Here is a 24,290-nt window from a genome sequence, read left to right as displayed (position 1 = left end):
TTAATCACCTACCTATAAATAAAGTTGAAACTCCATTTAGTTTCAACCGAAATAATACTATCGTCTTCAATTTTGATGGTGTTATATCCTGGTGCTAGTGTAATCCATTGCCAATTTGTATCAATGCCAACTCTGTTACCATCTAACAAAGGATGAACACCTTGTATTGTTAATGTTTTACTTGGCGTTAGTGGCTTCTTATAAACAAATTCATCTTCTGTTGTTAGATTCCGAATAGTAATACCGTTTGGTGCATCGGCTTTAATTTGAATTTGTAATTTATGCCTTAACAAAGGGTCTATCGTATCTGACGAGCCATTGTATATATCAAAATAATCGCTAGTGTGTGTATACTTAATAGAATCATCAGCTCGAGCAACTGCTTCAAATTGCCAATCACCACTTGATAAACTAAATTGACTTGTATCTTTTAATGATTCTGAATAACCTTTATAGACAACAAAGGTAACTTCGAATTCACCAAAACGTGTTCCAATATCTTCTACAGAATTTTCATTAGTATATACTGCATATTTTTTACCTGGCATGTCAGAATGCCAAATATAAAAAGGCTCCCTTCTGAAAAGGAACCCTCTCATTTTTTGTTTTAATAAATGGTAATCGTGTTTGTCCGTTCCTGAGAAAAAGAATCTTAAAACCAAATTAAAAGGACCGAACGTAGTCGGCCCCATTAGTACACCATCAGTACCATTAATTTCAGTTGTATTTGCGTTAACTTCCACGCCTTCCTCGTTGTAGTCGAGAAACTTTAAACGTGGTATATCAGTAATGACTTCGCTAAAATCATCATTAAACATCTTTACTTCTTTTTCCAAATTAGAAAGCACCTCCCATATTGTATGACATCATTTGTGCACGTTTGCCCTGGTCTCGTGAAACATCTTTTTCATTATAACCTTTAGGCTGTTTTTCTATATTTTGACTGACACCTAGAATTTTCATTAACAATTGATTTTGTTCTCTTGTCGCTTCTAGTTGTTGAGCCATTAATTCTAATTCTCTATCGTTACTAGATGAATACGTTTTTCCATATTTACTTGGTACTTGATTAGGACGTTTATTCTTATCCTTACCTTTTAACTTACTTTGAACGTACCCCATAAGTTTCATAGTATCTGTAGCGCGTTTAGGGTCTAATGACAATACTGCTTCTGGGTGTCCGTCTTCTGCTAGTTGGTATAAACCATCAGTTCCGATAATTCCGCCAGTAGCAAAACGTCTGCTACCAGTAGGGCCCCAACCAGTAGAACCTGCTGCCATACGTCGTTTCCAAGAACTTAAGTTACTACGCCAAGAGCTATTGTTAAAGAATGCTAATAGTTGATGATAACCATTCATAATGTTTTTCTTGCCCTTAGCTGCATAGCTAGCAAATGTACTAGGCGTATATTGTAATAGACCACGAGCCGCATTTTTACCACTATTCACGTCATGAACTTGTTGCATAACTGAAGGATTTCCACCTGATTCTGTACCAATCAATTTAGCGATATCGTTCAATTCTCCACCAGACAAATTAACTTTCATCTGTTTAGCAGCTTTCTTAATGTCTGATTTCCACTTATTCGCAGATTTCTTGCCACCGCCTAAATTTTTCAACCAATCTAACACGGTACTTTGGGCGGTAGCGTTTGATGGATATCCTTTCATGCGTTGGATGTGTAAGTGAGGTGTAGTAGAGTTACCAGTACTACCAGATAAACCAATTACATCACCTGTTTTAACGTTATCTCCTTTTTTAGCTAAAAGCTTGCTCATGTGCATATACCATTGGAAATATTTACCGCCAGGCTCTCTAAGGGTGATTTGGTTACCTCCACCTCCAGATACTGCACCGGATTGAGTTATCCTACCATCTGTTAATGCTCTGATTTTAGTGCCTGTAGGCATACCAAAGTCAACGCCGTAATGATTACCACCATTAAACATTAAGCCGCCAGTATATTTACCAAATCTTTGTAGTATTGGATGTTTTAATAGCCATGCAGCATCACCGTCGCCACCAGATTCAGCTTCAGTGAACCAATCTTTAATTTGTTCAACTAAACCGTTTTTAAGTCTGCCGAATGCTCCTCTAGTTATCTTACCTATATGACCTGTCATAGATTTAAATCCATCTACACCAAATGCATCTAACATTTTATCTAATAATTCTTTAGGTTTCTTAACCCAATCCATTATGTCTCCAATTTGGTCTTTAAACCAATCTGCACCTTTACCGGCTATTCCTTTCAAGCCGTCCCAACCTTTTTTCAAGAAACTACCTACAGAAAATCTAGGTACGTTAGATTGGGTAGTGCCATTACTGAATTTAGGGTTAGAAGTGCCAAACATATTACTTAAGAAATCGTGAGTAGATTTTCCATTATGAACTTTGTAGTCTTCTTTTAAAGGCACTAATGTGTCTTTGTTAGGTGTTAAAGATAGATTACCTTTATTGTCTTCTATCATTTCATGACGGAAACCTCTAGGCCCATTTCCTTTGCCTTTATCGCCAACAATAGCCATCGTGTCTTGGTTAAGGGAACCATTAGTTACAAAGTCTTGTGTATGAGTTGAATGTGTACCTGTACTTAGTGTAGGTATGTCTGCTTTTATACCAATAAAGCTACCAATTTTGTTCATACCTTTAACTACACCATTTAATCCGTTTTTAACTGATCCAGTCATTTTTTCAATGAAATCTTGAACGCCGCCAAGTATATTTTGAACGACTTCTTTCATTTTACGGAACGGTGCTGTTACACCAGCTCTTACTTTTTCTGCTAATCCAGTTACTTTATCACGAATAGTTTCCCAAGCACCAACAACCCAACCACGTAAAGTGCCTGTGATTGATTTCACAGAACCCCATAATCGTTTGAATTTATCTCGTGTTCCAGTCCATAGGCTAGTAGCTTTTTTAACAACACTATTTCTAATATTTTGCCAAGTTGTGTTCAACCAACCTTTTAATGTACTGAAAATTGATTTGGTATTTTTCCATAAATTTGAAAACGCACCACTAACGCCTTTCCACAAACTCTTAGCTTTATTAACGACAGAAGTTCTGAGGCCAGTCCAAAGTCCATTTAGCCATCCTCGTAATGTACCAAAAATAGACTTAGTCGAGCCCCATAAATTACGGAAATTTTTACTTACACCATCCCAAATTCCCTTAGCTTTATTTACCACTGTGGTTCTTAGCCCTGACCATAATCCGGATAACCAACCTCTTAAGGTTCCAAATATTGTCCTAGTAGAACCCCACAAATTACTAAAGGCTCCTGTAGTACCTTTCCAAATACTTCTAGCTTTACCAACTACAAATCCAGATAACCCAGTCCAAAGTCCTTGCAACCAACCACGCAAGATTCCAAATGTTCTTTGTGCAGAACCCCAAATGGATTGGAAAGCACCAGCAATTCCAGCGCCCATACCTTTTACTATGTTGACTACAGTCCCGGAAATTCCTTGCCACAATCCAATTAGCACACCTCTTACGGTGCCCATTCCAATTTGGATAGTCTGCCATAAATTACCAAAGAACGAGCCTACATTAGTCATAGTTGAGTTCCAACCACGTTTTAATGCGCCACCCATTTTTTGTCCTAATCCACTAAAGAAACCTTTGGTAGTTTCCCACCATTCACCTAGTTTACCTACTAGACCTAATAAGATGTTTCCAGTATTAGTTAAAGCTATATTCCAACCTTGTTTAATACTTGACCACAATCTACTTCCGAATTGTGTAAATCCTTGTTTAGTAGTTTCCCAAGTTTCATTAAGTTTTGTTGTAAGCGTAGTCCATAGGTTTCCACCTACTTCAATGGCAGCCAACCATCCGAATTTCAAGGAATTCCATAAGTTGCCACCTTTTTGTACAAACCAACCGCCAATGTTTCCACTAGACCGTTGAATCCAATCCCAGAGGTTACCACCAGCTTCAGTTGCTATATTCCAGCCCTGTTGGAATTGTTTCGCAAAATCAGTGCCTTGTTCAGAAAACCATTGTCCTAATCCAGCAGAACCCTTTTTAATTCCTTCCCAGATACTATCATCAGATAAGAATTTTTTTGTTTTATTCCACCATTTCTCGGCGTTATTGTATACTTTGCCGTTAGATAAATCCATTTCTTCTTCGATGTTTTTATTATTCTTAAGTACTCCGTCTTTGATGTCTTTATGTCTACCTTCGGCTGTTTTTACTTCTTCATTGTATTTATCTTTGGCTATTTGTATATAATCTTCTTTTTCAGATTCAGAAAGACCTTTCATATTTTCAATTTCTTCTAGTCTTTGATCTAATCTATCTTGCGCTGTTTTTTTAGCTGCTTTAAGTGATTCGTTAGATTTCTTAATAATCTCAGAAGCTTCTTCTACTGACATGGCTTTTCTGTTAACAGACATTCTTCTTAGAATTTTTTCTTGTTCTTTTTCACCCTTAGATAGTTCTCTTACACCGACTTCGTTTTGCTTTTTAAGTAGGTTTTCATATTCTTTAATATCTTTTTGGCTTAATTCTCCATCTTTTCGACGTTTAAGAATTTCAACCATTTTTTGAGTATACTCTGAAGCTTTTTTCTTTTGTTTTTCGTAGTGATCATTAGTGGCTTTTTCTACTTGTTCGTATTGTTCCTGTGTAAGCAAACCATCTTTTAAACTTTTTTTAGCTATCTTAATTTCTTTTTGTTTTCGTTTTTCGAATTGGTCTACTAATTCATCGTGCATCTTCTTATTCTTACTAATTAAGTCATTAGCTTGTTTATCAGTGATTTTATTATGACTATTTTTTATATTTTCCATGATCCCTGTAGATTCTTCAGAATAATTAACATAGTCACCTAAAGCTTTTTTGGTTTCTTTAGATACACCTTTACCTAACACCTTTACAGTATCTGATGCTTTTTTAGTTGAATTAGATATACCTTTTGCTACACCTTCAAATGCTTCTTTTAAACTCTTAAGACCATTACCAGTTTGTTTGAGTAGGTCATCGTCTGGTAGATTGTCATACCATTTCTTTAATGCACCATTAACATTATCGTTTATAGTATTATCTAAATCTTTGAACCAGCCATTAAGTTTTTTTAATGACCCTACGACAGTATTAATAATCCCGCCGCCAAATACTTTAAAGATATTTAATAGTCCATTTATAGCATTTCTAAATTTTTCAGACTTAGCATAGGCTACTCCAAACACACCAACTAAGGCACCAACACCTAAGGTAATCCAACCAACCGGGTTAGAAAGCAATCCTATAGCAGTACCCAATTTAGGCACGATGTTAGTTAACCCACCAAGTAAAGAACCTGCAGCTTTCGCTTCGGGTCCTAATTTACCAAAGAATTTTAGCAACTTACCAAATGGTCCAAATACGCCAGATATAACCATTCCTAGTTTGCTGAATACTTTTAATAAAGGGCCAACTGCTACAAGTGATATAGCTGAATATTTAGCTATATTCCCAAGTGTCTTTTGAGTAGAACTATCTAGTCCATTCCACCATTTAAGCACGCCTTTTATACCATTACTCATAGTAGTAAATGCGTTTGCTAATTTTGCGCCGGTATCTTTTGCCCATTTTTGAGCTGCGTCTGATCTAAGTAATTTCTCAAATTCATGCAACGACCCTTTAGCTTGTTGGAATACACCACTTAGTAAACTTTCTCCAATTTGGCCTATATAAGCCTTAGTATTCTGAACCATACCTTGCCAAGACTTACTATAAGATTTAGCCATGCCGCCTGCGAAGTCATCCATTACTGTTAAGAATTCTTCTGAACTTACTTTACCTTCAGTTACCATTTCTCTAAATGCTTCATATGACACGCCTAAGTGTTTTGCCATTGCTTTAGAGAACCCAGGCATACCTTCTTCAATCATATTCAGTTCTTGGGTCATGAGCTTACCTTGACCTTGTACACGGTTAAATATCATAGCCATATCAGATACTGGTCGGTTAGCACCAACTGCTGCATCACCTACAAGCTTGATGTATTTCTCTAGTTCCTTACCTTCTTTAACACCAGATGCCAATGCTCCTGCTGCAACGTCAGTACCTTCTGCCATTGTGGTCATACCACCATCAATAGCTTTAGTTACTTGGTCTGTTATCCTGCCCACTTCTTTAGTGGAATAACCTAGTCCTTCCAACTTAGCTTTAGCACTGTCTAAACCGACTAATCTATCAAACCCTAACTTTGCCGTGATACCAGCCATAGCAGTACCAGCTACTAAAGCAGGTTTGGTAATCTTGTTAGTTAATGATGTACCTACTTCGCCCATTCTTTGAGAAACGTTTCTTATGCTAGAACCCATACTTTCAAAAGTTTTTCCAATTTTAGTAAATTTAGAATTATCTATAGCTTGGTTCTTTTGAAATTCTTTTAAACCTTTATTAGCTTGGTCTAATTCTCTAGTTAAGAAATGTAGTTCTTTTTCTTGTTCAGAAATACTCCGTTGTAGTGTTAAAGCTTGGTCACTTGCATAACCTTGTTTTTCTCCTACTTCATGATATTTTCTAGTTAAGTCATCTAAGTTCTTTTGAGAAGCACTCTGAGCACTACTTAGCTCGCTTATGTGCTTTTTGTAAGAGTCTACGCTCTTTTCTCCATAATTGAACATTTTGTTAGATGAACTAACTTCTGACTTAAGCGTACTAAAAGACTTTCTAATATTAGCTACAGTTCTTTCAATACCAACATCTTGCATACTAAGTTGTATACGCATACTTCTAATGTCTTCTGCCAATACTTTCACCTGCCTTTCATATCAACAGCTACATACCAAAAGCTTCAAACATACTAGACACTTGTTTTTTCTTCTTGGATTCGCCGTTAAGTTCGTCAAAGACAAAATAAAAAGGCATATCAAGTACAGTGTTAACTGATTGATTGCCATCTTTAGTCATGTCTTTAATTGTTGCTTTGAGATTGTTTTTATAATCTTCCCAACTTTTTACAGATGTTCCTTTTACTTCTGAACTCACTTCTTCGTCAATATGCTTGCCACTTGCTACAAACAGTATTTGCTCATAAAGTTCAATAATTGCATTTTGTCTATCTAAACCATTCATTATTTGAGTTTTGGTAAATTGGTTATCATAAATCCTAATAACTAGGTCAACCATTTGATGCATCTCATTGTTATTAGGATTGGTTTTTAGCGAAGCTAGGAATGATACACATTCGTATACTAGGAAGAATTTAATAGTAGGACGTGTCACAAATGTTTGTGTGCCTATAGGAACGCCTATGCTATCAAACTCGGTTACCAGTTCAATGCTATTGCTTTTCATCCCTTACACACCCTTTTATTTAGTAACTTTTTCTAGGTTTGCTTTTTGTTCATTAGTTTCGTTTTCTGCTTCGATTCCTTGCATTATATATCCAATGTTTTCTTCAAATACTTTGCCGGATTTTGCAATATCAATACCATCCAATAATTCTTCTACTGTAAATTGGTTGTTATACAAGTAAACGATTACTTCTGCAGTTTGTTTCATAGCTTCAAAGTCTGATTTAACTTTTTCTATCCCTTGTATCTTTTTATCGATAATTTCCATCTTAGATAAAGGCGTGAAACTAGGTCTGTAGAATGTTTTTGTTTCAACTTCTCCGTTATCCTTAACGTTAGTTACTAATTCGATACTCATTAATTTATTGTTTTTAGTCATTTATAATTACTCCTTAAATTTGGTTTTATAGTTTTTATTTGCAAATAAAAAGAGGGCGTAAAGCCCTCATATAATAAAAAATCCCCTATTCAGCTGAAATGTTAGCCGATTTACTGTTCGGCGCTACTTCAACATTTTGGGGGTTACTAGGGTGTATTGCTTTCTTCTGTTTTGTCTGCGTCTGGGTGTGCTACTCCGAATAATGCATTCCATACTGCATCACGTTTATCAGTTGAACCATCTTCATCAGCACCTAAGAAGTAAGATTTTTTCTTCTCAAATCCTGGCACTTCTACTGGCATGAATGTACCTGTTACTGAATCTTGAGAGAACTCAACGCCATCCTCTTTAGTTTGTCCTTCTGTGTCTCCCATTGATAGAACACCTTTAGGTAAAGCTACATATTCAACGCCGCCTTGTTCAGTTGTTTTAGCAAATAAAATACTTACATATGGTGCGTTCGCTTCTCCGATACCTACTAGGCCATCTTCGTTTTGCTCTAACCCGAACAATTTAACTCTGTCCTCGATAGGTAATTTATGGAACGCTGCTTCTACTTCAACTGGTGAAGATGCTTGCGCTACTTCTGCTACTTCGTTATCTCCGTATGCAGATTCTAAGGAAGTTTCATTCGATACTGAAATCTCTTGTAAGTACTTGATACGTTCTGGGTCTGTACCACCTTGTACTGTGTCTTCTCCGTGCACTTTGTAATAAAATCCAGTTAAACCTGTAAATGATTTGTAGTTTTTAGCCATATTTATTGCTCCATTTCTTTAATGTATTTTCGTCCTCTGAATTGTTTTGATTGTCTATATAAATTAAAATTTTCTTCATAAGTAGGATTAAATGACTGGAATTCTCCAAACCCTAAATCCCACATGATTCTTGCTACACGTAAAATAAGCTCCCTACTGAGTAAGGAGCCATTCACATTGCTTTTATTTTGTTTAACGAATATATCTACTTGAAAAATGTATTCATAAGTTAATGGATCATCGTCTGCAAAATCGCTCATTTTAGGAGAAATGAGTTCATCTATAACGATTACTGTGTTTTGGATGTCGTTTGCATTAGGATAACTATAGAATTTAATACTATCGGCTTTAACATGCTTAGAAATAAGTTGGTCGTCTAAGAAAGTGTCATACAAGTACATCATGATATCTTGCATTACTTGTTCAACTCCCTTTTTAAGAGCGAATAATATAAGTCTGCATTGATTTTTACGGTTGTATCTACTTTCTGATAACCTTTAGGTTTAATGAAGTTACCTGCTCTATCGTGATAGCCATTATTAACTAAGTGTGCTAAAGAGGAGTGTTCCCCACGCCAATAAAGATACGCAACATATTCATTACCTAATTTCTTAGCTTCTTTTAGGTCTGTACCTATAGCTAACTTACCTGTATCTCTATCACTGTATAACTGAGTAGCAACTTTATTACGCATCATATTACCACCAGCTTTTAAAGCCCTTTGTTCTGCTTCATCTATAGACTTTCTACTATATTTCTTAGTAATTTCTTTTTCTATAGATTCCAGCCCTAAAATATCTACTCCCATATCTTCTCACCTACAATCTTTAAGGTGTTTTCTTCTTTAGGCGCGATATTCTTAATATTAAATTCTGAATCCTTGTACATACCTGTTTTAACCTCAAATGTGTGTCCTACAGTTGGTAAGAACTCCGGATAAACATTCCTAATTACAACCGTCACATTAACTTTTTCTGTTTCTAGTGAAGATATTTGAAAATCTTTTGTAGATGGTTCGTATATCTCGCACCACGACTCATAGATATTTTCCTTACCACCCATACCTGGATATGGACTAGTATTAGTAACTGCATAGAATATAATGTAGTCTTTCATCGCACTAACTCTCATATGGGTATGCACCCCTTAACTTTTGAATGGCACCTAAAACGCCGTTTGGCATTGCTACATATTGCGTATCTGAATATGCAATTCTACTTTCAAAATAAAAGGAAGTGAGCAAGTATAAGGCTTTCTCATAATTTTTGTTGTTTTCAAAAAATGATTCATCACGCTTATTATTATCTGGATAGACAGCATCTTTGATATCGGATTCTGCCCATTCCATATAACGTTTGATATTGTCATCTTCCATGTTATGAGTGACATGCATATGAACTTTAAGAGCTTCTAAATCCATTTACATCACTCCTTTATCATTCTGTAGCTGCATTGACAGTCACTGCTGATGTAGCTGTTTTATTTCCATCTTCCGTTGTGACAGTTATTGTTGCTTCACCTTCTGAAACGCCTGTTACTGTACCACTATTTGTTACAGTAGCTACTGCTTCATCAGATGTAGAATAACTAACTTTCTTATTAGTTGCTGTTGATGGTACTACCGAATTTGATATCTTAGTTGTACCACCAACTTCAACAGTGGCAGTTTCAGGAGTAACGGTTACGCCTGTTACCGCGATAGGTTTCGTTTTAAAGGCGGGAACATCAACTTTAGAAGATTCACCGTTTTCATTTTTACGAGATACTTGGTAAGCACCTTTTGAATAATTAGTGTTTGCTTCTAAACCATCAATAGTGATCGTTACTTTACCATCAACATAATCTTCACTTTTGATTAGTTCACCATCTTTATAAACATTTAAAGTATCTGCCATGCTTTCACCTTCCTTTGTGCAATATAAAAACCCCTATTCTGCAGAAATAGTAGCTGATTTGCTATTTTCACTAACTTCTACATTTTGGGGAGTTTTAGGGTGTGTCTTCTGTTGAGTCGTCGCTTAAATCAACAACTACTGCTGCTTTGTGGTCTAACAAACGGCAATCTTGACGTAAAGCTACCATTAGACATTCACCAAAGTGCATGTAGTCTGTCCAATCAGCTTCATATTGAGAACGTTGGAACAACGTAATAGCATCTTTAAGGTTACCGAAGATTAATGTGTTAGCTCCTTTATCACCTAACATTTCGTCTGGTAACACGACTACTTTTGCTCCTAATAATCGTTTTTGTGACGCTTCCTTAACGTCTGGTTGGATTAAATAACGGTCTTCTTTATCCGCTAATTTATCTAAAGTGTTAAACCCAGTTTGAGAAACAATTGCTACGTTATTTTCATAGTTAGGAATAATGTGTTTGTTAATAACGTCTTTTAGTCCATCTACTTTATCTTTTGACGTATCTCCACTAACTGTTTCTTGTGGGATTCTTGTATTGTCGCCATCTTCTCCTGGTCCACCATTTTTTAATACATTAATAATCGCAGCATTTCGAGTTGCAGCAATTGTGCGTGCCATCCATTGTTTTAATTCTCCTAGCACGTCAACTTTTGCATCTTCGATTGCTTCACGTGAGATACGGAAATAACCACGGTGTGTCTTGATATCGTATGCTAATTGGAAGAATGGTCTTACTGCTAATTCTGGGTTTTCGTCTAATTCATCAACGATTGGTAGCGCTGCTACTTCTGATTGACGAACAACTGGGTATCTACCCATACCGTTATCAACAGATTTAACTGTTACATATTGATCTAAATTGAATTCTACTTCTTTTAATTTAAGAATATCGTTTACAATTTCTTCTGGAATAACTACGAATCCAGAGTTTGTTTTTAATGAACCACCCGGAATATCTGCACGTGTTTCAATATATTCTTTAAAATCTCTTACCTCTTGTGAATCTTCTTCTGTACGATTTTCAAAATCGATAGGGTCTGCTACATAATTTGAGTTGCCCATACTTCTATCCTCCGTCTCTTGTGTTTGCTTATTCTTGTCGTCATCTTTGTTTTTGTCGTCACCTTCGTCTTCATTAACTTTGGTTTCGACTTCTTTTAAACGTTTATCAATTTCTTCGATTTTTTCTGCTAGTTCCATTGCTTCTTCCGGTTTTTCTTGATTCAAAGCCTCGTCTGCTCTTTTTTCTAATTGAGCTCGTTCTGCTCTCAATCTGATTAATTCAGTCTTGTTAGCCATTTATATCGCTCCTTTTTTAGGTATAAAAAATAAGCATCGTCCGGAGACATGCTTTATGGATGTATTATTTATGGCGTTCACCTTCGCCAAGTATTATTTTTTAAGCTTTAACAACTTCATTTTCGCTTTTGCTAGTTCCATTGACTTGTTAAGCATGATTTGCTTTTCTTCATCTTCTTGTATCGCTTCAATACTTCTTAATGCAGGCGCTACGTCTGTGTCCTTATAAGCAGGATATGTTACAACACTCACATCTCTAATAGTTTTGATTTTATTTACTGTACGCTTAAATAAACCGTCACTACGTTTTTCAAATGTGTCTCCGTCTTTATCAACCGCAAACCCAAAAGAGCATTGGTTGACGTTGCCTAACTTTACGTTTTCGTATAAATCTTTTGCATAAGAAGTGTTAGGCAATTGGCAACGGAAATGTAATCCCTCATTATCTACTTTTAAATCAAGTGTATTTGCAGTAGTACGACCCAACACATAACTAGAATTATGATCTATTAAACAACGTACATCGGATAAATCAGCATCTTTAAGTGAATTTGGTGTTACGGTTTCAACAAACTTTGTTTGCTTACCTAAAGGATTACTTTCAGTGTTAAAGCGTAATGCGTAGCCCTCAATAATCATCTTGTCGTCATCTTTAGCAACTATTTTATCTGCTGTTCTGAACTCCATTTCATTCATTAATATCACCCCTTTCTGAGGTTATAGGTTTAGGTGCTGAATGGTTGGTAGATGGCTTTCTTAATTGATAGTCATCTGCAACATCAGCAGAGATGTGGTTAAGGTCAAATCTAGGTTTAGCGCCAATACCATTAGGATATGGTTCTCGTCCTGTAAGTCCTCTGTATTCATCATGCGTGATAGCACCTTTATCGAGTTCAGCTCTTAGGTTTTCTGTGTAAGCTTCCCAATCAATCTTACGGAAAGTACTTGTATCAAATGTAAATTCTTTGTTGTATTGATCTTTACCATTAATCAATTTAAAGTCCAATTCTGCTTCCCACGTTTTCATATAACCATGCAAACAACTGTTTAAGTAATCGTTATTTGTGTCTTTTATAGATGTATTAGGTTGTTCTACACCAAACTTACTTAATGGTATATTAAACGCTTTTGCTATAGCCTTTGTTGGTGTCTGATTATTGTTAATAACATCAAGTAATGAACTATCAATTTCTAACTGCTCATATTCTAAAGAACTGTCTAATACAAGAACCTTACCAGCGTTATTTTCGCCAGAATTCTCTTTTGTAAATTCTTCACGCAACTTGTTTCTAGCTTGAGGGCTTAACGTTGCATCTTTGGCTTTTAACAAACCAGAATGTTGTCCACCGTTAGCGAAAAACTTACTATAAAAGTTTTTGGTGAACCTTTGAGTATTCAAATCATCTTCTAATGCATCTAACACTCTTAAAGCGTTAATACCATCTAACGTAAATGGTTTAATATCAATAATATCTTCAAATGGTACTTGAATATATTTCCCATCGTTAGTATTAACGTCATATATAAAGTTACCATCAGGTTTCTTTCTAAGATGAACACTAGACGTCTTGAGGTAATATAACTCGTACACATGGCCTACTGGATTACGGTCAATCTTGATATAACCATGACCGGTTAACAATGCGTTCATCATTACTGCATATTTCATTGTATAAGCATTCATATAAGGGTTAGGTTTTTTATTAAGCAGAAATTCTAACCTGTCACTTTCCTTGTATACGCCATTCTCTTTAACTTTTATATCTAGTTTAGAGATATCGCGTGATAGCAAGTTTACGGCAGTCCATAAATCACTGTTCCTTAAAGCCTTATGCTCGTTATAACTCAATTTACTTAGTGGTATTGAGCCAAATGAAAAAGTAGTTAACAAATCACCGTTATCTGGTTCGTTTACATAGTCGTTACTACTTCGAGTTTCGTAAAAGATACCCATTTTCATTTTTCACCCCTTTCGTTACTTTTTGGTTGGTTTGGTTGCTGAATTCTGTTCCACCACTAATATAATAGAAACAACAACCAACGTTACACCGGTGGTAATTAAACCACCCACCATACCGAAACCAAAATAACTAGCGACGTTAATTAATATCAAACCTAATAAAAAAAGGATAGGTACAAGATATTTACTTAGTACCGACCCTATCAGTTTTAATGTGTTCATTTTTATCCTCCTAGAATCCGAATTCATCGGATAGTATCCAATCTTCGAGATCACGTTTGAACTCGTGGTTCATTGCTACTGAATATCCACTAGTCAACGCAACTAAAGCATCAATTTTGCTTCTATTAATTTGTTTATCTAATATAATGTTTCCGTTGTTATCTGTTTTAGTAATAGCATTATTTATGGCTAACCCTAAGTTAGGATTACCATTGTGTTGTATTTTCTTCTCAAACACATCTAGTTTGAATTGCTTCAATGCAGGTGAAAGGTTTCTAAAGTTTTGAGCTACTTCGATTAATGGGTAGTTAGTTTCATTCTCTAACTTAGAAATGACCGCCTGTGCGTTCCACGGGTCATACATAATACCTTTAACTACTAACTCGTTAGATTCTATGTAATCTATTAACCAATTACATACCTGTTCGTAGTTGATAATTCCTGAATGTGTATTTGTTAATGTTGCCATGTCTGTTTGTACTAAATACATGTAATCAATCTTATCTCGTTTAGATTTTTCTTCGATTGGGTTCTTAGTACCGACAAATACGTGTGAATCAACGAAATAATTCTTGTCTTCTAACGGGAATATCATTCCTACGGCTGTTAAGTCATCACTACGGCTTAAATCTAACGAAAGGTAAACATTACGTCCTGTTATATCTAATTTATCCTCTTTATAGCAGTTATCCCAATCTTGTTGAGCGATATAGGTCTCTTTGCTAGATTGTCTCCATAAATTAAAGTTCTTAACCAACGTTCCGTTAATATCTTGCTTTTGTATTGCTTCATTTAAATCATTTTTTAGGTTTTTCATTAACGTTGGTTTTAATTTTCTGTTTGCTAATAATGGATTAGATTTTTCCCAGGTTGTATCATCGTATATTTCTTTTTCGTTATCTTGTTCTGCTATGAACGTGAAATATGTGTCGTTATCTTCCTTGCCTTCCAATACTTTGGTTAAATAATCATACTCCGTCTTCATTGGTCCGTTTAGGTTAAACCCTGCTGTACTGATAATGATGTTCATAGGATTATCTAGTAACACTTGAGAACTTTTTACAACGTCGTACACTTTAGTATCAGAGGATGCATGAAACTCATCTAATAACGAGAAACTAATTTGATAACCATCTAAGTTGTTAGCTTCTTTAGATAAAGGTTTTATTTTACTTCTATCTTTCAAGTTAATGATTTCATTTTTACTCGGTATAATCTTAACTCTCTTGTTAATCTTCTCTGATTGCTTTGTGATAGCTTCTAATTGTGTTTTCATCATATTCCATGTAATAGAAGCTTGTTCTCTACTTTGTGCTGAACTCGTAATCAAACGTTCATTCTTAGGATTAGTGCCATATAGGAAGTCGTATAACCCCAAGCCAGATATTAAAATAGATTTACCATTCTTACGGCTCATTGATATATATGCTTTAGTAAATCGTCTGTTACCTTCTTGTGTTTTCCAAGCCATAATTGAGCCAACAATAAATCTTTGGAAGTCTTCAAGCTCCATTGTTTCTCCAGTAGTTGGGTTAGGTAGCATTTCTAAGAACTTGATTACCCTGTTAGATTCTTTAACATCAAAATAGTATTCATCACTTTCATGTAAGAACTTTAAATGTCTTTCACATTCTTTTTTAACTTTTTTACTTGCTATAATATCTCCTTTATAAACGGATCTAGCATAATCAGTTACTGGGTCTCTCATTTTAGTCATTCAACATCTCTCCAAATTCATCTTTAGTTTTTTCTTCTTTTTTAGGTGTAATAACCTTCATACGTGCATCAATGTTTAAACCTAGCTTGTTTGAAAGAGATATTAACCTGTCTGTTGAATCACGTTGAGCTGTATAGTAACTTGATAACTTCGTACCTCTTTCTGTTTCGATTACCATGCCTTCTTCGTTAACGCGTTGAGTAGCATATATATAATTACTGTACGTTTGGCAATAAGCAACGACTAGAGATAGGTCTAAGTCTGCTATTGGCAATTCTTCAAGTAATTTAGTAATTCTTTTGTATTCTTTCTTTGCTGTACTATCTAAGTAAGCAGGCGGTGTCTTTTGTAATGGCGTTAATTGATGCAATTGTTCTTCGGCTGCCTTCAATTCTTCCTGTACTTCAGTTGTTCTCCTGCTTTTTTGTTGTTCTAATAGTTTTTTAGGTCTAGCCAACCATTTTTCACCCCTTTACAAAGTAGTTATGTAAGTAAATCAATATTGTATTTCTCTGATATGTATATGTATTTCTTTGTATTACCTTTTCTTGTGAATGATTTCACGAATATTTACCTTTATAAATCAACATTTTCTCGAAGATAGGTTTCGGGTCGGTATTCGTCCCAGTTGAGACTCGGCCGTCAAAACTTCTTGCCCCTTTTTATTTTTCGAAAATTATTTTGAAAATATTTTTTAAATTTTAATTTGAAATTATCTGCCAATAAAAAAAGAGCCCCGATATATTTTCGAGAACTCCATACACTTTTAATATTTATTTTTATTTCTGTTTTCTTTTTCAATAATTGTTTTCTTATTGTGACACTTATGGCATAAAGGTTCTAAGTTGGATTGGTCTAACCTTTTCTCCCAATCGTCCCTCAGCTCTACTATATGGTCTACTACGTCTGCCTTAGTGTATAAGCCATTGCGTAAGCACTCTTGGCATAAGCTATCATGACGTAACATACTTATATGTCTTGCATCCTTCCATGACTTCTTGTTATAGAATTGTCTATACAATGAATCTCTTTCATATCTAAATGAATCATAATTAACTTTAGATTCTGTTTGTAAATGTTTATGTTCATCACAATAAGTTTCTTTAAAGTCAATTAGATTATTACAATTAACTTTGTTACATTTCTTTAATGGAATTGTTATCACATTCTTTCCACCACATAATCTCTACTCATTAGTAACTAACATCATATAATTAGTAACATCACTTCTCACATTAATTAATATCTATTGTGATTAGTCTGAATAGTCATCACGATCATACACAACTATAACCTTCTGCTCATTGATTACCTTAATGTCTTTGAAGGTATTAACGCCTTCATTCAGTGGTTGACCATTCGCTATAAATGGCTCGCGACTTAGTTCTTCTAACACTCTATTGATTTGTTCTTCAAATGTATTGTCATTACTTCTATCGTATTTAACTATCTTAGTTTGTATCATTATCTTTTCCTCCTGTAAGAGTTCTATGTATAGTACTTGCCTTACCCTCGTAGCTATATGTCATTAGTATTGGTAAGCTATCTGTACCCTCATGTGTTAAGTGTTAGCATATAAGGGTTAGGCGTTAGACCATACAAAAGACGCACCACTAAGGATGCGCCCGGTATAATATAGTATTCGTTTCACACACCCCTACATATCTCAACCTCAAAAGCCTAGGGGTTATGACCTTCCAAATTACCTATGGGTATATTATATAATATATTGGTATTAAATACCTAACCCCGTTCGATGCGTTCGATTGGTTCGATGTGTTCGATGCGTACACTAGTCGTAATGTCCTTGCTGTGCATCCATGTATACATTCACTATCTCATTCAGACAACCATAGAATGTTGACTTACTTTTTATCTCCATTAAATCCATGACAGTCTTATGTTGCGTACCTAACTTAATCATCTGTAGTATGTGATAATTCATCTCGTTAGTTATGTACTCCTCGTACTTATCAATGAACTCAATCTTCTCTATCAGTTTTATATTACGTCTCCATGCTTTGTTTCTATTCATAACCTTCAGCAGCACCTTATCTCCTGATTGACCTTTAGCTTTAGGCATAACTGATTCAATACCATACTGTGCAACTGACGTACTGTCTACATCATAAACTTGTGATGCTACAACATTGTTCATCCATTTATAATTGTCTATCATTTCTCTTACTTCTTCTCGTGTATACATGCACTACCTCCAGTTACTTATAAGCTATTCGAACGCTAACTATTTTAGATGTATCTACAATTAACGTTTCATTATTGTTTGTATCTATTTCAAAAACTTTATAATCACTTGAATTTATGTGGTGTTGGATAGACCGTGCAAAGTAGTCTAAGTCATCAATATAACTTTCATCATAATCTTCATAATGTAAAAGGTAATCTACCCTTACACTTTTTACTTTGCTATCAGATTTATAATTCATAATCACTTCCACCTCACTGTTTAAATCTTTCCCACTCATCTAACGCTTTCTTAACATCCTCATCACTACTTGCCATGTATATAATTGTATAGTTCAACTGAGCTATCTTCTCGCTCTTTTGTGCATTAGATATCAACGTCAGTATTGTAATCAATCCCAATATAATACTTACTGCTATCCAGAACATTACCTCACATCCCTTAACAATTTCTCTCTATGTTCAACTGGTATTTTTTCTAGAACACTTTTGATTCCATACCACACATTAGATACCTTATCTCTCACACGTAACCACATGTACAGTATGTACAATGTATTGAGATAACTTATATGTGCTTTACTGAATAACATTACTCGTCCTCCTTATTTAATTCGTGTTTTAATTTAGTTGCTAATTCAATACTGAATTGTTTTTGATTTACATCGAACGTCTTGTCTAAGACTACTGCGTAATATCCTTTTTCTTTAAGATCTTGGAAATCATTGCTCATGCTTTTAATCAAACTAGGTGTTAATTCTCCATCTTCCACATGAAGTACCATTATTTTATTTGTATTATCCACAACAAACTCATTAACTTTTTTGTGCTTATAATCTAATTGATATTTAAGGCTTTTTATTTCTGACCTTTGCATTATTTTTGTTGCAACTAGATACAATACAAAGCAAGAAAGTATAACTATGTGTATGTTCATTCACTCACCTCATAATCCCTCGGCACATCCACCATATCGTTTGCTTGTTTCCTAACAATGACCTCGTATGTGATTGCTTTACTTAGTTCGTATAAGAATATAATTAATAATAGTTTGAGTATGTGTTTCATTCGTCGTCCTCCTTACTGACTCTCTCCTTAGCTTCTTCTGCACTCTCTGCATCCACCACAACAAACGTTTCATTATCCTTAGCCTTAGTTGCATCCAGGAACACTTCATCTGTTGTGTGGTGTATTTTGCGTATTAGGTAGTGGGTCATTTACGTAACACCTCTTTATTTTTTTAAATGTTTTTACTACCCTGCATCATAGTGATTATCTTCTAAGTCGTAATCTGCATCTACAGGTCTAACTCTATCCCAGTTTATACTTGCTTTAAACTTAGGTTGAAAGTCTCCATCTCCATCAGCATAAATAGAAACATTTCTAGAAGCTCCTAAATTACCTAAATACTCCATCTTGTCTAACATTGACATAAAATAATCAATCCATCTTTCTTCCATTTCAGCTTCAATTGTAAATTTCTTTTTCATTTCCATTCACTCCTATTAGTTATTTTTTTAATCAATATACCTATAAGTGCACCCGCCATAATCAGTGGTAATTTTTCTACTAAAATAAGTCCACCTTCTTTAGAAAACAACACAGTAATAATTTCTGATACGGTATTCAAATTACTCACTCCTTGCCTAAGATTATTCGTACACGTTCAAGTATGTCTTTATCAGATATATCCTTTGTCTTTGTCTGCTGTTCCATCTTGTCTTGCATGATTACGCTCCATTTTCTGTTTATATGCTGTAATTAGTTGGTCGATAGTGTAGTATTGAACGGCGTATGCAAAAGGTGTGCATATAACAAGTAATGACGTTTCTTCTTCATTTCCCAATACTGCTAGTGGGAAAAATCTAATTATATTCTTTGAAACTTCTTTATCTGACAAATTATATTCGTCTCCTGTATCACCTGTTTTAATCGATTCAACTAATGCATTTAGCATATCGTTGTTAATCTCTAACTGATTAGCAATACTTAGTCCAAACGCTAATAAATCAGATAGTTCATCAAGTTGTACATCTAATGGCTTACCTGGATTCTTCTTCCAGTTCTTAAACGTTTCTAATGTGTTAAACCATTCAAAGAACTCAACCACATATGCTACTTTGCTATCCTGTAAATTAAGTGTGGGTATTCTATCGTCAAAGTCCTTTTGTATTTGTAATAATTCTTTTAATTGATCTACTGTAATTGTGTTAGTCATCTACTCGTCCTCCTTAATAAACCTAACTTGATATGGTTCAACTACTCTTAATTCGTTCTCATATTCAATAACTGCTACTGGAAATGAAATTTGTCCTGATTGACCTTCAACAGACAAAGGTGTATAGGGTTTTGCCGATTGAAACACACCATGAAATTTATCTCTACTTATATCGTAAATACGTTTTGTTTCTACCTCGCCCATCTATTCGTCCTCACTTTCGTATAATTCGTTAAAAATATCATTGTCAGTTTCTAAATACGTTAGTTTTCCACCTGTTACGTGAACACCTAATGTTTTTTCGCCATTATCGTCATCTTCAAAACCAATTTTTATATATGCACTAGGTGTTTGTAATACGTATGTTTCGTTCGCTAAATCTAAATCGCGTCCTAATTGTTCTTTAATTTCATTTGTAACTTGTTTTAAACTACCTTCAAATGTGTTCATTATAAGTTCTCCCATTTAATTTCTTTTGAGCTTTCAACTGACAAATCATCATCAGTCATTACTTTTAAAATATGATAATCGTTCTTTTCCAAGCGTGTGACAGCCTCTTGCAGCATTGCTTTACCTTTTGTATCAGTAGCGTTGTCCTGTTCCAAATTGCCCGTATTTTGTTTGTTTAAATAGTAGTTTGCTTGTGTGATTAATTCTTGTACTGTAGACATTGTTATTCCTCCTATTTTTTGTATTTCTCTTTTGCATGACCCATATACTCAGCAATGCATAAATACGCTATAGCTAGTAAACCATATATTGTTACTAAAATTTTTAATATAATCACTCGCCATCACTCCATTTATCAAGTTGTAATATTTCTGCATGCTCGTTATAATCCCTTTTGTATTCATCGTCACAAATATGTTTATATCCTTTGTTCTCTAAATGCTTAATTACTTCATCTTTATTCGTGTGATAAACACCATCTGAATAGGTGTTATAACAATCTGCAAGTTCAAATTCAGAGTATAATATGATGTAAATATCAATCACTCGCCATCACTCCTCTAGTAAATAATTGTAATATTCTTCATCTAGTTTTATAATCGCATCTCCAAATCTTTGTTCAGAATACAACCACCCAATTAGACTAATCATCTACTCCACCAGCCCTTTCAACTCATCTAAAACTTTCCTGTTATGTGCTTTATCCTCTGGCAACACTGCCATGACAATGCTGTGTGCATTTACGGATATCAAAAATCCTTTAACTCCATAATCTTTTAGTAGCTTTGCCATTTCGACAGTATTTCTGCCTTTAGTATCAAGTTTGTATTTAGTTTTGATAGTGTCAGAAAGTATCATAGCGACAACTCTGCTTCTATTTCTGCAATACTTACTTTTTCACCGTAATACCAATTTTCCTTTGCATGCTTTTTGTAGCTGTCTGATGAAATCTTAGTTATAGTTTCAGGATTTATACCTAATTTTTCTGCACACTCTATCCTAGAACCACCACATACAACTTCTTCACCACGATATATAACGTATTCATATTTAGGTTTTGGCATAGAAATCACTCCCAATGTTTAAATGCTTTGTTAAGTAAATCTCTAGCATTATCTATTTCGTTTTCTCTTAAATTATCAATTGATTTTCCAACATAATAAGCAACTATCGGATTGTAATTCTTAACTATTTCTTCAATGAAATCATTATTCTCTTTGCATTTTATTTGTTTATTCAAATAACCTATTACGTCCGATTTTTCATCTTGTAATATATAGTCCGGAATATCCAGTTCATAACTTGACTGTACCTCTAAGTTTCCATTATCTTTCCATCGAACAGTTTTGTTACTATTTGGTATTTTTACATTATCAAAACCGAGGTTACGCTTACGTTGTTGTACGTCGTTGGATTGGCTATGAGATATAATTTCTTCATTAGGACCAACTGTTGAATTACTGTAACTATATATCTTACCTGGGTTAGGCGTGCTCACGCTCTCCGTCTTACTCTCTATATAGTTACTCCACAAATCAAAGTAGTTGTCGTCTGTGATTACATATTCAATGTCTGGTATTGATTCAATCACTGCAACAGTATAACCATCTTCTTCGTTTTCATTTTCTGCCACTACATAATTTCTAAGTCTTGCTACTCTCCCCACTACCGTCATTCCTTCGCTATGCTCACTCTTGCCTAAGTCATACACAATAACGTAATCATTTATATTCAAGTCTCTTATCTTCATCTAACGCACCACCTTAGGAAATATACTCGTGTTCATTAAGTATTCGCACCACTTACCTCTGTTATGGTTCTGCGGTGTACCGTCATACAACCAAGGGCGTTCTTCTCTTTGCTTTTCGTCATGATAGTTTTGTTTTGCTTCTTCGTTATCTTCTTCTTCATTCCAAAACGCCTGCATCAATCTATAATCTTTAACTCTCATTCCTATAGGTACCTTGCACGCTTCGTTTATTGCCCATCCGTTTAGCAATCTAACTCTTAATTGCTTATCAGTAATGCCGTTCTTTTCCAACGACTTTAGATTTTCACCTAATATGTCGTATTCCATTCCGAATATAGTTATTGTTTTCATGTTAATAACCCCTATCTATAATTTTTACATCTTCGAACTCTAATGGTTCAGCGTCCATGTACTCGTCTCTTAATGTCCACATTTGATTGTGTATTCGTTCTATTTCATCATTGTCACTTTCGCCTTGGTTCACATACACTTTCTTCTCAACATATACTTTGTAGCGAATAGTCGCTGTTTCTTCGTTCACTTAGATCACTTCGCTTTCTTGCGTTCTCTTTTGACCTTTTGTAGTTCTTCGTATGTTATCCATTGCTTACCTGTATAATTTGGTGCTTTACATATCCATACAAGCTCAACATCTGGGTATAAGTATCTAAATATCTTAGCTTTCAATTTAGCTGTTTCTGTAGCCATACCTTTAACGTCTATAACTTCGATTAGTATGCTATCTTTCCACAATGCAAAGTCTGCTACATACTCTGCTTTACGTTGTTTCTTCGTCTTAGGTATCAACTCATATTTAGGTTGCAGCTCAATGTAGTCAAACTTTCCTGTATTGAGTTGGCTCTCTAAATATTTGTAGTAGTCACATTCAACTTTGCTATCGAATACAACTCCTTGATACTCAACTTTTCTAGCATTATATTTACTCACGTTATTCACTCCTACAGATAATCAAAAATGTTATTCTGATGCGCTCGTTCTACTTTGTAGTTTTTTATAAATGTTTCTAATTCTTCATTATCCAAATACCAACGTTGACCTTCATAAAACGTTCTAATTACGCCACTCACTCTATGTCTGCCGTCCTTATTGTTAGGTATGACAGTAAACATTTTGTTACCTTTTGAATCGAATAGACCAAATCTTTCTCTTAACCCCATCTATCCCACCTCGCAAATAGCTTGACGTGTACGTCTTTCATTTAATTTTTGGATAAATAGGTCATATAACACTTTCTCGTCTCCTTGTGCGTAGTTAATTAGTTTCTGAGCGTATATATCTGAACACTCAAGGTTTTGTTTAATAAATTGTTTAGTTACCATGCGTCTCTCTCCCTGTAGTCATCACCAAGTACTCTCACTTGGCGTGAATTATGTTTCATTCTTGAATTAATACGTTGCCAATTCATATTTTGATTTAATTCTTTATCGCTAAAGTTAGTAGTGAATATGTTATTTTTACCTACTCTGTTATCTACAATGCTGAATAGTTTGTTTAATGTATGTTCAGTGTTCTCTACACCTATATCATCTAGCACAAGTAAATCTATGCTACTTAGTAACTTAACGAGTTCGTCTGTCGTTTCATCTGCGTTTTTATTGTAAGTAGCTTTGATACGATCCATTAACATTGGTATGTGCATAAATGCTACAGAATAACCTTGTGCCTTAATTGCTTTCGCTATAGCATAGGCTAGATGCGATTTACCAGTACCGTATGAGCCTTGCATGATTAATGACTTAGGTTTATCTATAGAAAACGTTTTGACGTACTCTATAGCTGTTTGTTTAGCATCTGTTTGTGATTGGTTCTGTGGTTGATAGTTATTTACTGTGGCATCCTGTAATGAGTAATTAACATTAGATTGATTAAATATGTTATTGATTGCTTTCTGCTTACGCTTTTTCTCTGCTTCTATTCCTGCTGCAATCATGCTACATTCACAACCGTCTCGGTATTTGTAACCACTACCAAACTTGTGCAAGTCATACTTGTTACCGCACTTCTCACAATACAGACCTCTTTCTATCTCATTAGCTTCATATTGCTTAAGTGTTTCCGTTATTTTAGGGCTTAACATTTGTTTCATTTAATC

40 protein-coding genes are annotated in these 24,290 nt (G+C 34.9%); all 40 read right to left on the bottom strand.

Annotated elements, in window-relative coordinates; all coding sequences use genetic code 11:
• Positions 1-8: 8 nt before the first annotated feature.
• Entirely contained in the window at positions 9-836 is an 828-nt protein-coding gene (locus KA900_RS02070; protein WP_210139260.1) for a phage tail domain-containing protein, read from the bottom strand.
• 1 nt (position 837) lies between these two features.
• Positions 838-6,756 carry a peptidoglycan DD-metalloendopeptidase family protein gene (locus KA900_RS02065; protein ID WP_210139259.1) on the bottom strand — a complete coding sequence of 1,973 codons (5,919 nt, stop codon included), beginning with the start codon at positions 6,754-6,756 and terminating at the stop codon, positions 838-840.
• Positions 6,757-6,784: 28 nt separating this feature from the next.
• Positions 6,785-7,303: a phage tail assembly chaperone GT gene (gene gpGT / locus KA900_RS02060; protein WP_210139275.1), complete on the bottom strand. Its 519-nt coding sequence runs from the start codon at positions 7,301-7,303 to the stop codon at positions 6,785-6,787.
• Between the two features lie 15 nt (positions 7,304-7,318).
• A complete protein-coding gene (gene gpG, locus KA900_RS02055; RefSeq protein WP_210139258.1) occupies positions 7,319-7,681 on the bottom strand; it encodes a phage tail assembly chaperone G in 363 nt (120 codons plus the stop codon).
• Between the two features lie 146 nt (positions 7,682-7,827).
• A complete protein-coding gene (locus KA900_RS02050; RefSeq protein WP_210139257.1) occupies positions 7,828-8,439 on the bottom strand; it encodes a major tail protein in 612 nt (203 codons plus the stop codon).
• 2 nt (positions 8,440-8,441) lie between these two features.
• On the bottom strand, positions 8,442-8,855 hold the full coding sequence (locus tag KA900_RS02045) for a hypothetical protein (RefSeq protein ID WP_210139256.1): 414 nt from the start codon (positions 8,853-8,855) through the stop codon (positions 8,442-8,444).
• Positions 8,855-9,247, bottom strand: a complete 393-nt coding sequence (locus KA900_RS02040) for an HK97 gp10 family phage protein (protein WP_210139255.1) — start codon at positions 9,245-9,247, stop codon at positions 8,855-8,857. The genes KA900_RS02045 and KA900_RS02040 overlap by 1 nt, the downstream gene beginning before the upstream one ends.
• A complete protein-coding gene (locus KA900_RS02035; protein WP_210139254.1) occupies positions 9,238-9,570 on the bottom strand; it encodes a head-tail adaptor protein in 333 nt (110 codons plus the stop codon). Before KA900_RS02035 ends, KA900_RS02040 begins: the two co-directional genes overlap by 10 nt.
• Entirely contained in the window at positions 9,560-9,859 is a 300-nt protein-coding gene (locus KA900_RS02030; protein WP_210139253.1) for a head-tail connector protein, read from the bottom strand. The genes KA900_RS02035 and KA900_RS02030 overlap by 11 nt, the downstream gene beginning before the upstream one ends.
• 16 nt (positions 9,860-9,875) lie before the next feature.
• Positions 9,876-10,334, bottom strand: a complete 459-nt coding sequence (locus KA900_RS02025) for an Ig-like domain-containing protein (protein ID WP_210139252.1) — start codon at positions 10,332-10,334, stop codon at positions 9,876-9,878.
• 94 nt (positions 10,335-10,428) lie between these two features.
• A complete protein-coding gene (locus KA900_RS02020; RefSeq protein ID WP_210139251.1) occupies positions 10,429-11,655 on the bottom strand; it encodes a phage major capsid protein in 1,227 nt (408 codons plus the stop codon).
• A gap of 93 nt (positions 11,656-11,748) precedes the next feature.
• Entirely contained in the window at positions 11,749-12,351 is a 603-nt protein-coding gene (locus KA900_RS02015) for an HK97 family phage prohead protease (RefSeq protein ID WP_210139250.1), read from the bottom strand.
• The gene (locus tag KA900_RS02010; protein WP_210139249.1) at positions 12,344-13,615 is read right to left on the bottom strand and encodes a phage portal protein; all 1,272 of its coding nucleotides are present in this window, start codon (positions 13,613-13,615) and stop codon (positions 12,344-12,346) included. The genes KA900_RS02015 and KA900_RS02010 overlap by 8 nt, the downstream gene beginning before the upstream one ends.
• Positions 13,616-13,630: 15 nt before the next feature.
• The gene (locus tag KA900_RS02005) at positions 13,631-13,837 is read right to left on the bottom strand and encodes a hypothetical protein (protein WP_210139248.1); all 207 of its coding nucleotides are present in this window, start codon (positions 13,835-13,837) and stop codon (positions 13,631-13,633) included.
• Positions 13,838-13,847: 10 nt separating this feature from the next.
• The gene (locus KA900_RS02000) at positions 13,848-15,554 is read right to left on the bottom strand and encodes a terminase large subunit (protein ID WP_210139247.1); all 1,707 of its coding nucleotides are present in this window, start codon (positions 15,552-15,554) and stop codon (positions 13,848-13,850) included.
• Entirely contained in the window at positions 15,547-16,011 is a 465-nt protein-coding gene (locus tag KA900_RS01995; protein WP_210139246.1) for a phage terminase small subunit P27 family, read from the bottom strand. The genes KA900_RS02000 and KA900_RS01995 overlap by 8 nt, the downstream gene beginning before the upstream one ends.
• Positions 16,012-16,320: 309 nt before the next feature.
• Positions 16,321-16,719 (bottom strand): HNH endonuclease, encoded by a 399-nt coding sequence (locus KA900_RS14915; RefSeq protein ID WP_210139245.1) that lies wholly within the window; start codon positions 16,717-16,719, stop codon positions 16,321-16,323.
• A 90-nt stretch (positions 16,720-16,809) separates the two neighbouring features.
• A complete protein-coding gene (locus KA900_RS01985; protein ID WP_210139244.1) occupies positions 16,810-17,019 on the bottom strand; it encodes a hypothetical protein in 210 nt (69 codons plus the stop codon).
• A 327-nt stretch (positions 17,020-17,346) separates the two neighbouring features.
• Positions 17,347-17,760: a hypothetical protein gene (locus KA900_RS01980; RefSeq protein WP_210139243.1), complete on the bottom strand. Its 414-nt coding sequence runs from the start codon at positions 17,758-17,760 to the stop codon at positions 17,347-17,349.
• Positions 17,761-17,773: 13 nt separating this feature from the next.
• Complete coding sequence (locus KA900_RS01975; protein WP_210139242.1) at positions 17,774-18,001, bottom strand: hypothetical protein; 228 nt, start codon at positions 17,999-18,001, stop codon at positions 17,774-17,776.
• A 13-nt stretch (positions 18,002-18,014) separates the two neighbouring features.
• On the bottom strand, positions 18,015-18,188 hold the full coding sequence (locus KA900_RS01970) for a hypothetical protein (RefSeq protein WP_210139241.1): 174 nt from the start codon (positions 18,186-18,188) through the stop codon (positions 18,015-18,017).
• Positions 18,189-18,351: 163 nt separating this feature from the next.
• A complete protein-coding gene (locus tag KA900_RS01965) occupies positions 18,352-18,696 on the bottom strand; it encodes a hypothetical protein (RefSeq protein WP_210139240.1) in 345 nt (114 codons plus the stop codon).
• Positions 18,693-18,827, bottom strand: a complete 135-nt coding sequence (gene rinB / locus KA900_RS01960) for a transcriptional activator RinB (RefSeq protein ID WP_210139239.1) — start codon at positions 18,825-18,827, stop codon at positions 18,693-18,695. Before rinB ends, KA900_RS01965 begins: the two co-directional genes overlap by 4 nt.
• Entirely contained in the window at positions 18,824-18,976 is a 153-nt protein-coding gene (locus KA900_RS01955; RefSeq protein ID WP_210139238.1) for a DUF1381 domain-containing protein, read from the bottom strand. Before KA900_RS01955 ends, rinB begins: the two co-directional genes overlap by 4 nt.
• A 36-nt stretch (positions 18,977-19,012) precedes the next feature.
• Entirely contained in the window at positions 19,013-19,249 is a 237-nt protein-coding gene (locus tag KA900_RS01950; RefSeq protein ID WP_210139237.1) for a hypothetical protein, read from the bottom strand.
• A complete protein-coding gene (locus KA900_RS01945; RefSeq protein WP_210139236.1) occupies positions 19,246-19,389 on the bottom strand; it encodes a hypothetical protein in 144 nt (47 codons plus the stop codon). The genes KA900_RS01950 and KA900_RS01945 overlap by 4 nt, the downstream gene beginning before the upstream one ends.
• 51 nt (positions 19,390-19,440) lie before the next feature.
• Positions 19,441-19,977: a dUTPase gene (locus KA900_RS01940; RefSeq protein ID WP_210139235.1), complete on the bottom strand. Its 537-nt coding sequence runs from the start codon at positions 19,975-19,977 to the stop codon at positions 19,441-19,443.
• Positions 19,978-20,181: a hypothetical protein gene (locus tag KA900_RS01935; protein ID WP_210139234.1), complete on the bottom strand. Its 204-nt coding sequence runs from the start codon at positions 20,179-20,181 to the stop codon at positions 19,978-19,980. It lies immediately after the preceding gene.
• Positions 20,182-20,427: a hypothetical protein gene (locus tag KA900_RS01930; RefSeq protein ID WP_210139233.1), complete on the bottom strand. Its 246-nt coding sequence runs from the start codon at positions 20,425-20,427 to the stop codon at positions 20,182-20,184. It lies immediately after the preceding gene.
• Entirely contained in the window at positions 20,427-20,648 is a 222-nt protein-coding gene (locus tag KA900_RS01925) for a hypothetical protein (protein ID WP_210139232.1), read from the bottom strand. The genes KA900_RS01930 and KA900_RS01925 overlap by 1 nt, the downstream gene beginning before the upstream one ends.
• 112 nt (positions 20,649-20,760) lie before the next feature.
• Positions 20,761-20,973, bottom strand: a complete 213-nt coding sequence (locus tag KA900_RS01920; protein ID WP_210139231.1) for a hypothetical protein — start codon at positions 20,971-20,973, stop codon at positions 20,761-20,763.
• A 105-nt stretch (positions 20,974-21,078) separates the two neighbouring features.
• Positions 21,079-21,285: a hypothetical protein gene (locus KA900_RS01915; protein ID WP_210139230.1), complete on the bottom strand. Its 207-nt coding sequence runs from the start codon at positions 21,283-21,285 to the stop codon at positions 21,079-21,081.
• Positions 21,282-21,491 (bottom strand): hypothetical protein, encoded by a 210-nt coding sequence (locus KA900_RS01910; RefSeq protein WP_245337180.1) that lies wholly within the window; start codon positions 21,489-21,491, stop codon positions 21,282-21,284. The genes KA900_RS01915 and KA900_RS01910 overlap by 4 nt, the downstream gene beginning before the upstream one ends.
• 5 nt (positions 21,492-21,496) lie before the next feature.
• Complete coding sequence (locus tag KA900_RS01905; RefSeq protein WP_210139229.1) at positions 21,497-22,177, bottom strand: hypothetical protein; 681 nt, start codon at positions 22,175-22,177, stop codon at positions 21,497-21,499.
• Positions 22,178-22,528, bottom strand: a complete 351-nt coding sequence (locus KA900_RS01900) for an SA1788 family PVL leukocidin-associated protein (RefSeq protein ID WP_210139228.1) — start codon at positions 22,526-22,528, stop codon at positions 22,178-22,180.
• A 1-nt stretch (position 22,529) separates the two neighbouring features.
• Positions 22,530-22,718, bottom strand: coding sequence for a hypothetical protein (locus KA900_RS01895; protein ID WP_210139227.1), 189 nt, complete (start codon positions 22,716-22,718; stop codon positions 22,530-22,532).
• A 5-nt stretch (positions 22,719-22,723) separates the two neighbouring features.
• On the bottom strand, positions 22,724-23,125 hold the full coding sequence (locus tag KA900_RS01890; protein WP_210139226.1) for a DUF1064 domain-containing protein: 402 nt from the start codon (positions 23,123-23,125) through the stop codon (positions 22,724-22,726).
• Between the two features lie 11 nt (positions 23,126-23,136).
• Entirely contained in the window at positions 23,137-23,355 is a 219-nt protein-coding gene (locus KA900_RS01885; RefSeq protein WP_096810583.1) for a hypothetical protein, read from the bottom strand.
• Positions 23,356-23,517, bottom strand: coding sequence for a hypothetical protein (locus tag KA900_RS01880; RefSeq protein ID WP_096810584.1), 162 nt, complete (start codon positions 23,515-23,517; stop codon positions 23,356-23,358). It abuts the gene before it with no gap.
• Positions 23,511-24,284 (bottom strand): ATP-binding protein, encoded by a 774-nt coding sequence (locus KA900_RS01875; RefSeq protein ID WP_210139225.1) that lies wholly within the window; start codon positions 24,282-24,284, stop codon positions 23,511-23,513. Before KA900_RS01875 ends, KA900_RS01880 begins: the two co-directional genes overlap by 7 nt.
• Positions 24,285-24,290 lie beyond the last annotated feature (6 nt).

This window comes from Staphylococcus sp. GDY8P120P (genome assembly GCF_017892065.1).
Lineage (GTDB): Bacteria > Bacillota > Bacilli > Staphylococcales > Staphylococcaceae > Staphylococcus > Staphylococcus nepalensis.
The sequence above is the reverse complement of the archived record's forward strand: the minus strand, read 5'-3'. Positions and strand labels throughout refer to the sequence as shown.

Bases quoted from the DNA above. Each gene is read 5' to 3' on its own strand.
- KA900_RS02050 (WP_210139257.1), bottom strand. From the start codon at position 8,439: ATGGCTAAAAACTACAAATCATTTACAGGTTTAACTGGATTTTATTAC.
- rinB (WP_210139239.1), bottom strand. From the start codon at position 18,827: ATGAAACACATACTCAAACTATTATTAATTATATTCTTATACGAACTA.
- KA900_RS01915 (WP_210139230.1), bottom strand. From the start codon at position 21,285: ATGATACTTTCTGACACTATCAAAACTAAATACAAACTTGATACTAAA.
- gpG (WP_210139258.1), bottom strand. From the start codon at position 7,681: ATGACTAAAAACAATAAATTAATGAGTATCGAATTAGTAACTAACGTT.
- KA900_RS02020 (WP_210139251.1), bottom strand. From the start codon at position 11,655: ATGGCTAACAAGACTGAATTAATCAGATTGAGAGCAGAACGAGCTCAA.
- KA900_RS01940 (WP_210139235.1), bottom strand. From the start codon at position 19,977: ATGACTAACACAATTACAGTAGATCAATTAAAAGAATTATTACAAATA.
- KA900_RS01955 (WP_210139238.1), bottom strand. From the start codon at position 18,976: ATGACCCACTACCTAATACGCAAAATACACCACACAACAGATGAAGTG.
- KA900_RS01975 (WP_210139242.1), bottom strand. From the start codon at position 18,001: ATGAATTATAAATCTGATAGCAAAGTAAAAAGTGTAAGGGTAGATTAC.
- KA900_RS01970 (WP_210139241.1), bottom strand. From the start codon at position 18,188: ATGTTCTGGATAGCAGTAAGTATTATATTGGGATTGATTACAATACTG.
- KA900_RS01935 (WP_210139234.1), bottom strand. From the start codon at position 20,181: ATGGGCGAGGTAGAAACAAAACGTATTTACGATATAAGTAGAGATAAA.
- KA900_RS02040 (WP_210139255.1), bottom strand. From the start codon at position 9,247: ATGGGAGTAGATATTTTAGGGCTGGAATCTATAGAAAAAGAAATTACT.
- KA900_RS02025 (WP_210139252.1), bottom strand. From the start codon at position 10,334: ATGGCAGATACTTTAAATGTTTATAAAGATGGTGAACTAATCAAAAGT.
- KA900_RS01900 (WP_210139228.1), bottom strand. From the start codon at position 22,528: ATGAAAACAATAACTATATTCGGAATGGAATACGACATATTAGGTGAA.
- KA900_RS01905 (WP_210139229.1), bottom strand. From the start codon at position 22,177: ATGAAGATAAGAGACTTGAATATAAATGATTACGTTATTGTGTATGAC.
- KA900_RS02035 (WP_210139254.1), bottom strand. From the start codon at position 9,570: ATGAGAGTTAGTGCGATGAAAGACTACATTATATTCTATGCAGTTACT.
- KA900_RS01875 (WP_210139225.1), bottom strand. From the start codon at position 24,284: ATGAAACAAATGTTAAGCCCTAAAATAACGGAAACACTTAAGCAATAT.
- KA900_RS01885 (WP_096810583.1), bottom strand. From the start codon at position 23,355: ATGGGGTTAAGAGAAAGATTTGGTCTATTCGATTCAAAAGGTAACAAA.
- KA900_RS01930 (WP_210139233.1), bottom strand. From the start codon at position 20,427: ATGAACACATTTGAAGGTAGTTTAAAACAAGTTACAAATGAAATTAAA.
- KA900_RS01925 (WP_210139232.1), bottom strand. From the start codon at position 20,648: ATGTCTACAGTACAAGAATTAATCACACAAGCAAACTACTATTTAAAC.
- KA900_RS02015 (WP_210139250.1), bottom strand. From the start codon at position 12,351: ATGAATGAAATGGAGTTCAGAACAGCAGATAAAATAGTTGCTAAAGAT.
- KA900_RS01980 (WP_210139243.1), bottom strand. From the start codon at position 17,760: ATGTATACACGAGAAGAAGTAAGAGAAATGATAGACAATTATAAATGG.
- KA900_RS02045 (WP_210139256.1), bottom strand. From the start codon at position 8,855: ATGCAAGATATCATGATGTACTTGTATGACACTTTCTTAGACGACCAA.
- KA900_RS01950 (WP_210139237.1), bottom strand. From the start codon at position 19,249: ATGAAAAAGAAATTTACAATTGAAGCTGAAATGGAAGAAAGATGGATT.
- KA900_RS01910 (WP_245337180.1), bottom strand. From the start codon at position 21,491: ATGCCAAAACCTAAATATGAATACGTTATATATCGTGGTGAAGAAGTT.
- KA900_RS01985 (WP_210139244.1), bottom strand. From the start codon at position 17,019: ATGATACAAACTAAGATAGTTAAATACGATAGAAGTAATGACAATACA.
- KA900_RS02010 (WP_210139249.1), bottom strand. From the start codon at position 13,615: ATGAAAATGGGTATCTTTTACGAAACTCGAAGTAGTAACGACTATGTA.
- KA900_RS02000 (WP_210139247.1), bottom strand. From the start codon at position 15,554: ATGACTAAAATGAGAGACCCAGTAACTGATTATGCTAGATCCGTTTAT.
- KA900_RS02030 (WP_210139253.1), bottom strand. From the start codon at position 9,859: ATGGATTTAGAAGCTCTTAAAGTTCATATGCATGTCACTCATAACATG.
- KA900_RS01965 (WP_210139240.1), bottom strand. From the start codon at position 18,696: ATGAACATACACATAGTTATACTTTCTTGCTTTGTATTGTATCTAGTT.
- KA900_RS02005 (WP_210139248.1), bottom strand. From the start codon at position 13,837: ATGAACACATTAAAACTGATAGGGTCGGTACTAAGTAAATATCTTGTA.
- KA900_RS01880 (WP_096810584.1), bottom strand. From the start codon at position 23,517: ATGGTAACTAAACAATTTATTAAACAAAACCTTGAGTGTTCAGATATA.
- gpGT (WP_210139275.1), bottom strand. From the start codon at position 7,303: ATGAAAAGCAATAGCATTGAACTGGTAACCGAGTTTGATAGCATAGGC.